This window comes from Flavobacterium tructae, assembly GCF_002217475.1.
GTDB lineage: Bacteria > Bacteroidota > Bacteroidia > Flavobacteriales > Flavobacteriaceae > Flavobacterium > Flavobacterium tructae.
In genome coordinates, this window is sequence record NZ_MUHH01000091.1 from 1 (window position 1) to 5,484 (window position 5,484).

General features: G+C 27.0%; 6 protein-coding genes. 2 read left to right on the plus strand and 4 right to left on the minus strand.

Features of this window, described 5'->3' with window-relative positions:
* The 3 genes from B0A80_RS20570 to B0A80_RS20580 form a co-directional block, all read right to left on the minus strand.
* Positions 1–539, minus strand: a 539-nt coding sequence (locus B0A80_RS20570; protein ID WP_208861504.1) for a hypothetical protein, incomplete at its 3' end; no start/stop codon positions are given.
* A gap of 15 nt (positions 540–554) precedes the next feature.
* Entirely contained in the window at positions 555–1,673 is a 1,119-nt protein-coding gene (locus B0A80_RS20575; protein ID WP_089078502.1) for a nuclease-related domain-containing protein, read from the minus strand.
* Positions 1,655–3,376 carry a DNA cytosine methyltransferase gene (locus tag B0A80_RS20580; protein ID WP_089078503.1) on the minus strand — a complete coding sequence of 574 codons (1,722 nt, stop codon included), beginning with the start codon at positions 3,374–3,376 and terminating at the stop codon, positions 1,655–1,657. The genes B0A80_RS20575 and B0A80_RS20580 overlap by 19 nt, the downstream gene beginning before the upstream one ends.
* A gap of 805 nt (positions 3,377–4,181) precedes the next feature.
* Between B0A80_RS20580 and B0A80_RS20920 the strand changes: the two genes are divergently transcribed.
* Positions 4,182–4,331, plus strand: a complete 150-nt coding sequence (locus B0A80_RS20920; RefSeq protein ID WP_165769311.1) for a hypothetical protein — start codon at positions 4,182–4,184, stop codon at positions 4,329–4,331.
* Here the strand turns inward: B0A80_RS20920 and B0A80_RS20585 are convergent.
* A complete protein-coding gene (locus tag B0A80_RS20585; RefSeq protein WP_089078504.1) occupies positions 4,328–4,540 on the minus strand; it encodes a helix-turn-helix domain-containing protein in 213 nt (70 codons plus the stop codon). The two genes, B0A80_RS20920 and B0A80_RS20585, sit on opposite strands and share 4 nt — an antisense overlap.
* 162 nt (positions 4,541–4,702) lie before the next feature.
* On the opposite strand from B0A80_RS20585, the gene B0A80_RS20590 reads away from it, so the two are divergent.
* A complete protein-coding gene (locus tag B0A80_RS20590; RefSeq protein ID WP_124020607.1) occupies positions 4,703–5,464 on the plus strand; it encodes a hypothetical protein in 762 nt (253 codons plus the stop codon).
* Positions 5,465–5,484: the final 20 nt, after the last annotated feature.

Consider the following 5,484-nt stretch of genomic DNA (forward strand, 5'->3'; position numbering starts at 1 on the left):
CATACTATTAATTTTAAATAGTAAATAGCTCTTGTTGCTCCTATATAATTTTGTATTTTATTTTTTTCGTTAAGCCCTGAAGTTATTAAAGTGACGCACTCTGCTTCTAATCCTCTATATTTTATTGGAGTTGTATAATGAATTTTTTGATTTATAATATTAATGTTAGTATCTACTAATTCTTCTAGTTCTTTTGCAAAATAATCTATTGCTATTTCTTTTACTTGTTCAAATATTGTACTCTCAATTAAAATAATTCTTTTGCGCTTTTCGGTTAGGTTAACATCAATAATATCCTTTAAAACTTTTATTTTATCAACTACCTTTTCAACCTCTTGTAGATGTTTAAAAAAATCTTTCTCTAACTTTTTGTAATTTCCATATTTTAATAAATTAGCAATATTTCCAATTTCAGGTTTTTGTGCACATCTCCAAATTGTATCAAAAAAATAATGTACAAATGAATCTTGAATAAAGTACTCCGAATACCAATCAATTTCTTTGTAGTCTTGCATAATAGTTTGTTCGGGATCAAACAAAATAAGAAATTTTGGTTATTTTAATTTTATTTCCAATTCCTGGATAAAATCAAATAAATTTTTATCAAAAAATTCTTGAGCTTCGTCAATAATTATATAATCAATGTCCTCATCAATATTAATTGAAGAAAGTTTTTCAGAGTATATATTAAAAGATATATAATTCTTGTCAAAACTATATATATTATAAGCCAAGTGCTCCATTTTTGATCTCAACAACTTGTTTGCGCAATAAAAAATGCCTTTTTGCTGTTTAATAATATTCTCTGCTATAAACTTAGTAGCTAATACCGTTTTTCCAGTACCAGGAGCTCCTTGAATCATTACTTTCCTATTCTTTCTTAACCCTCTTAATATCTCGAAGTTTTCTTCTAGAATTATTTCATCCCTAATTTTGTCTGGATTAAATCCGTGAGTTGTTTGAATAGGAAACAATTCGGATTTTAATCGATCTATTTCTTTTCTGCTTAATTCAGGAAATTTTTGCCAAATTTTTTCATTTAATTTTAAATTATTAATTGTAGAGTCTAGTTCTTTCAAGACATTTTTTCTAGATTCTTTCGAAAGATTAAGCAAGAAATTAAAGAAGATTTCTGTTTGAGGTTTTCCATCAGGAACCTTTTCCAAGTCTCTCTTTGAAAAAAAAAGATATTCATAACCAACTAATTGTGGTCCCCTTAGATAAAAACCTGATTCATGAGGAAATATAACAGCTCTATATATGAATGGTTTTGAGTCTATAAGAGACTTAAGTGAATGCAAATATTCTTTTGCTTGGTTAAATGGATTTTGGGACTCATATCTAATAGTTGAATCTTTTTTATTATAACAATAATAAGTATCATTTTCATCAACTTCGATGCCACCTCCCTTTACTTCTACAATCAACAAACCATATTTATTCAAAATAAGATAATCTATCTCTCCCTCTACTTTTCTATCACTTGAAGGATGTTTTGATAGATTATAGCTATGTTTAATATACCATGTTTCATTTTTGAGTAAATCATATTCATTAAATTTCATTAGTTCTCTATATAGCCAAATTTCACCATAGAGAGGGGTTCCGTCATTCTTACAAATTTTGGATTCTAAATCATTTTTGGGATAATTATCTATGAAATGGATAGGCATGTTTCTTTACTATTTGTTGTTGTTACAATTTTATTAATAGCGTATAAAGCAAAAAGTTGCTTTTTTGAAACTTTATCTTTTTTAAAAATTTTACTGTTACTTTGAACGAACATTTCATTATTCGAATCAAATTTTCCTATAATACTTTTTACTTCGTCAATTAATCTAACAGGATCGTAAAATTCTTGAATTGAAGATTTGTTTTCATACATTTTTTGTAATGTATATTTGTCCGCGATTTTCTCACTAAATCCGTTATTTATTATTTCAATAAATTGCTTTCCATCTGAGAAATTATTAATAATTATCGGCTCAAGACTTTTATAATTTCCTTCTTTAACTTCATCGATTCCAAATCCCTCTCCTGTACCGTATAAAATTGTCGACCTCCATTTTCCTACATTTTTTTCATTTACTTTTATATCATAATTTGATAATGCAACTGTAATATTATCTGTTTTAAATGTGTGTCGTCTGAAACGAGCCCCTTTATTTTTCTTTGGTGGGTTGTCAAAAGTTTTTAAAGTAAAATTATTCAGATTCTGTGTCTGATCAATATTTATTGATGTCGAAATTATATTTTGTATATTCTCTAAATTTAAGTACCATCTTAAATCTTTTGCTAATGCTCTACTAACGGATGGACAAACAGCATTCCCTACTAATTTCCATTTCGTGTTCTCTGAACCTAAAAATTGATAACTTATTGGGAACCCCATCAAACATGCGGCTTCTCTCACTGTTGGACTTCTGAATTCTCCATCACCAATTCTAGCTAGTTCAGACTTATAAATGATTGATTCTCTTGAGTTCGAAATTTTAGTTGCAGTTATAGTTCTACTAGGTTTTAATGGGTTTTCGGGAAAGGACATTTTCCCCATATAAGGATGATTTATCTTCCTGAATTTAGATGTTTCCCAATCACATTTATATACACCGGTGTCGTAGAATTGATCCGTTAAAAATTCGGCTTTTATTCTTATACCATAGGTCGGATCAATAACATCGTTATTTCTACTATAGCTGTAAGGATTTGGGAAATTTTGCCTAAAATCATCCAATTTTTTATAAATTTCTAATTTATTTTTGCCATCTTTTGAATGAGTTTTTTTAGGAATTATAAATTTTTTCTTTAAGATTATTTCACCTGTTATTAATCTTTTTCTTGCTTGAAAAGAACCATAATCTGCAGAATTTAATACTGAACTATTTCCTTCAATTTTTATAGCAATTTTTTTTGGGTTAATACCATTCTTTTTTGCCCATTCTTTTAAATTTAAATCATAAAAAGTATACTTATTTTTTAGGTGCTTTTTTGAATTTTCAACATTCTCCATATACCAAGCTTGTAAATTTGAGTCTTTTTGATGTTTTTTAACAGCAATAACTCTCAAAAAGCTTTCGGTTAACTTAAGTCCTAAGGCTTTATCAGCTTTTCCAGATTTATTTGAACTAGAAAAACTAACACATGGAGGGCTACCAATTATGATTTCTGTATTAGGAAGTAGATCAATTTCTTCTATACTGTCATAATAATCCAGAATATTTTTTGATTTAAAGTTTTGATTAAAGTTAAAGTTAAAAGTATTTATAGCTGGTTGCCATTTATCAATTCCCAAAATTATTTCAAATCCTTGTTGCCTAAATCCTTCAGAGAACCCTCCGGCGCCACAAAAAAAATCTATTACGGATATTTTTTCCATTTAACTATTCTAATGTTTTTTTATTTATCTTATTTGTGTTGCGTAAATATATGGGAATGTTTATATTTTAGGAAATAATTTACTAAAAAATCATTTTTACTTTCCAAGATTTTACACATAAAGAACTTACCTTTCACAATAAAATGGATCTTTTAGAAGTTTATAGTGAAGTAATGTTAAGAATAAATTCATTTTTAGAACTTAAAAAAACTTGTGCGGAGTTATATTAAAATACTTCCCTTGTTTCACTCTTTGTTTTTAAAATAAATCTATCGTGAGAAGATTGACGTTAATCAGACTATGTTATGGCAGTATTTATCTATTCATGCAAAAGAATTTCTCAAATAATGACTCCAGTCTTATTAAAAAACATCAACTGTAGCTATTTTTTTTCGATAAAATGTACTAAAATCTGATTTTTTTTGATTTTGTTGAACCCATTTTCTTGACTTGTTTTGCGTCAAACCCATTCTTCACGTGCTTTTACAATATGAAATGTAATATTGTTTTTTATCCATATGAATACAATATTACATTATGAAATAAAATGATAAAATAGTAGAGAATAAAGTGAAGTTAGAAAATGTAAAATATATAATATCTTTATTAAATTTTAACTCTCTCTTATAAATCTATTTTATATAATTTAGTTCACTTAATTCACTATTAAAAATTAGACAATAAAAGAACATATTTAAATATTATTATTTTTAAAACATACTTCACTTACTTCACTTTTTATCCTCAATTAGCCTATAAAATCTAAAATTTTCGGATATATAATATAACCTATAAATTTAAAATCATGAGAGGATTAATAGACCATTACATCATCTCCATATACAATGTGGAGAATGAAATTAAAGAAGATTTAATTAGACGAAATTTGAAAATTAATCAAGATTCTGATGAAGAAATTGACAATGCACTTAATCAATTATTTGAAGAATTCTAAAACTTAAATAATTCGATAATATTTATTCCTAAGGCTTTACAAACTGTCTCTAAAGTAGAAAGAGTTGCATTAGATCTTCCTGCTTCTAATCGAGACATGTTACTTTTTTCAAAATTACATTTTGCTGCCAAATCTTGCTGAGAGATATTTTTCTCAATTCTGATTTGCTGAATACGTTTTCCGACCTCTATTTGCAGTGAGTTTTTCAACTTTTGAATTATCTTTTATGATAATTCAAAAGTTGTTTTATATTTGTAATTAACGGTTATCATAAAAGATAACTTTTGTTTGTGTTATTATAGAACTCCCTAACCGATCAAACGAATACTTAAAACGTAATTATCAAATCCATTCTAAATCTAATATTACCTATGAAAAATTTATTACTATCACTATTAATGCTTTTAACATGTTCAATTTCATTTTGTCAATCCAGCTGGGACAAATCTAATTGGGAAAAAAAAGAACCGGAACTATTTACATTTGATAAATTGACAATTGTTAGGCTTGAAGAAGAATCTAGATTTAATAAAGAAGATGATCTAGTAAATGGACATAATTTATATTGGGGTGCTATAATTCTAAAGAATGAAAATGATAGCTTAAAAGCTGGGAAATATATTAAGTTGTCAAGTATTCTCGCTACGGATCAATTTTATTTTGTTGGAAGCTCAACAGTAGATGATAAAATGTTATTGCAAAATGTAAAATCAAAATTATACTATGTCACAACTGCTCCTTTTTCTAATTATTTTGATTATAGCAGAACAGATGCTGATGGATTCAGAGATTTGATTAAACGAGTGCCAAAAAAAATGACGTTAGCAGATCAACAACTTATTACTAAATATAAAGCATTAATAAAAAGTGGTCAAGCTAACTGTACTGCATTAAGATCCATACAAAATAAATGCTTGACCAAAGGATATTTTGATGAATCAAAAATGAGCAAATTAGATGTCCAAAATTGGAACAAAAATTTATCAGCTTTAAAAATTACTTACGCTAAATTAAATGATATAGATAAGCATGAAGATAAAGACGATCGTGCACAAAATAAATTATCAAGTGCTGAACTTGTTTCTCTTGGAGATTTTAATACTTGGTTGTCGAATTATTTTAAAATCGAATAATATAAGTATTAATCTTTATC